Annotated in this window: 1 protein-coding gene; it reads right to left on the bottom strand. The window is 67.2% G+C overall.

Annotated elements, in window-relative coordinates; translation table 11 throughout:
• Positions 1–1,848 (bottom strand): lonely Cys domain-containing protein (locus ACP4J0_RS38350; protein ID WP_426604054.1); only part of this gene is annotated, 1,848 nt, incomplete at both ends.

Genomic DNA, 1,848 nt, shown 5'->3' with positions numbered 1-1,848 from the left:
AGCCGCCCACTCACGACGAGACCACCACCCCTCCCTGCCCACCGGGTTCTCCGAGGGCGACACGAACTCCGGAACCCATGTGCCCCGAAGCACCGAAGAATCCACGGGGGGAGAAGCCGCGGGCATCTGGATCTCTTGCCAGGTGTCGGGGGGGCCGTCGTTCCAGAAGGCCGGGTCCAGGGCACGGGGAAGCCGAACAGCAGCAACTTCTGAGGAGTTGTCAAGGAACCAGGTGAGGGTCATCGGGTTGCCGGCCCACGGATCAAGGGCCTTGCCCAGCATTTCCCGCATCACCCGAAGCAGCGGCCAGCCACTGGGAACACCGGACCGCTGCCACGCCTCCTGCCGCTGTGCGTACTGCCCGGCGATCTCCTCCAGCAGTTCCCAGGTCAGCGGCCCACCCCGCGCCCCGGCATAATGCTCATCCGCCAGACGCATCCACTCAAGCCGCCCGAACGCCTCCAGCAACCTCGGATCAGAAGCGGGATCGATACCGAAGATCTCGTTGACCGCGCGCATCATCCGAAGCATCCGCTCCTCCGGCTGAGCCGGCAGCACCCCGTCCGGACCCCCCAGATACCGGCCGACCAGACCCTCCAGCACACGCCCAGACGGCTCGGGGAAGAACAGCCGCGGGAACACCTCAGGAACATCAGTGGGATTCGCCGCCAGCACCGCCGAACCGTAGGTCACGCCTGTGACACCAACCTTCTCGGGCATGGCACGCACCACCCGCCCGACGGTATTGGCGACCATCTGGCCGTTACGGGGAACCACCAGCCGATCACGGCCCGGGGCCAGTGACCCCGCATGGCAGACATGCAGCTGTACGGCCTGGTCCGCGCGCAGCTTCTGGAAGCTGGGCCTGCGCCGCAGAAGCCCGCCGAGCTGTCCGTAATCCGCTTTCGCCTCGGTGCCACCGTCCAGCCGCAACGTGACGGCCCTCTCGTTGCCGTGGGCAACCACCCAATACCCGATCTGCGGGCCATCCAACGCACGGAGAGGGCCCATAGCATCCCGGTGCGGGTATACCCGGGCCCAGTACTCCGCAGAAGGCAGAAGAGGATACAGTCTCCGCTCCTCTTCGGCGGTGGCCCGAGGCCTCAGGCTGGACCGGCCAATGATTTCCGCATCATCCAGGCGGGAGATCGTGTGCCACATCACACGACGGTCGGAATGCACCTCGCCGTCCACCGTGCGGAAGAACCCCGGTTCCGCACCTGGCGGACGGACATACCCGGGCCTGCTGGGAATCCACTTGCCCACCGGCCTAGCACGCCTGCGGTCATCCAGCACCAGACGAGTGAAGTCCGTATGCGGATCCTCCTCGAAGGCGAGTATTCCGTCGGGGGCCCACACCACGCGGTTCTCGCCGCCCAGCCGGTCGGCCACCAGCCGGGGCAACTCCAGACCACCCGCCCCGGCCCCATCCACGAAGAGCACCACCGGGCCGTCCGTCGGCATCACCGGATCATGCCTGAGCAGCTCCGCCAGCTCCTCAGCCCTCACCCAATGCAGACCGTCCCTGTGGTCCGCTACCTGGACACCACGGGGATTGCCGTTCGCCAGCAGCACATACGGTTGCTCACCGGCCCACTTCATGACCTCTCGTGGCCCACCGAGGTAACCGCCATGGTCCACGTCAAGGAGAGGGATCGTCCCCCCCAGCCAGTTGCGTCCCGGCACCCAGCCATTGGGCCCAGCCACATAGTCCGGTCCCGAGAGCACTCCCAGATGCCTGTCGAGGTAGAAGGCGGCGACCGCCACCACGCTGCCCGCCCGGCCGGCCGCCCAGGCCTCCTGCGCAACGTCGTACAGCATCCACAGATCACCGACACCGACCGGATG

It is taken from the genome of Streptomyces sp. WG7, from assembly GCF_049975785.1.
Taxonomy (GTDB): domain Bacteria; phylum Actinomycetota; class Actinomycetes; order Streptomycetales; family Streptomycetaceae; genus Streptomyces.
This window is presented reverse-complemented; position numbering and strand designations above follow the sequence as displayed.